This is a genomic window from Candidatus Protofrankia californiensis, from assembly GCF_900634765.1.
Taxonomy (GTDB): domain Bacteria; phylum Actinomycetota; class Actinomycetes; order Frankiales; family Frankiaceae; genus Protofrankia; species Protofrankia californiensis.
In genome coordinates this window covers 7593-8223 of record NZ_CAAAFT010000489.1, presented here as the reverse complement: position 1 = coordinate 8223, position 631 = coordinate 7593, and the positions used below count along the sequence as shown (strand labels likewise).

Genomic DNA, 631 nt, shown 5'->3' with positions numbered 1-631 from the left:
CACGTATCTCGTGCATCATCACGAGGCCGTGTTCGGCCGGCCGGTTGAGACAACCGTGCTCGATCCCGACAACCCCTACGTACTCGGCCCACACCTGGAGTGCGCGGCCGCGGAACTGTCGTTGACCGAAGCCGATCTCGATCTTTTCGGGCCGCTGGCCCGTCTCACGGTCGACGACCTGGTACGCCGGGGCCGGCTCCGGCGGCGGCCTGCGGGCTGGTACTGGACGCGTCGCCACCGCCCGGACGTTGACATCCGCGGTGTCGGCGGACCGCCGGTGCGGATTGTCGAGGCGTCCACCGGGCGCCTGCTCGGAACGGTGGATGCCTCGACGTCGCATTCGACGGTTCACCGCGGTGCTGTCTACCTTCATCAGGGCGGCTCCTATGTGGTCATCGAATTCGATCTCGACGCGGCGGTCGCGTTCGTGGAGGCGGCCACACCGGACTGGACGACGGTGGCCCGGGAGGACACCGACATCCGGGTGGTGGAGTCGATCCGCTCCCGCAGCGCCGGCGATGTCGAGCTGCACCTGGGAACAGTTGAGGTCAGCAGCCAGGTGGTGTCCTACCAGCGGCGCCTGGCAGGCAGCGGACGAGTGATCGGGGATGATCCGCTGGATCTTCCCGCG

1 pseudogene is annotated in these 631 nt (G+C 68.1%); it reads left to right on the top strand.

Going from position 1 to position 631, the window contains the following annotated elements:
- Nucleotides 1–631: pseudogene (locus tag DD1DGNOD_RS30300) on the top strand (DEAD/DEAH box helicase); the annotation flags it as partial.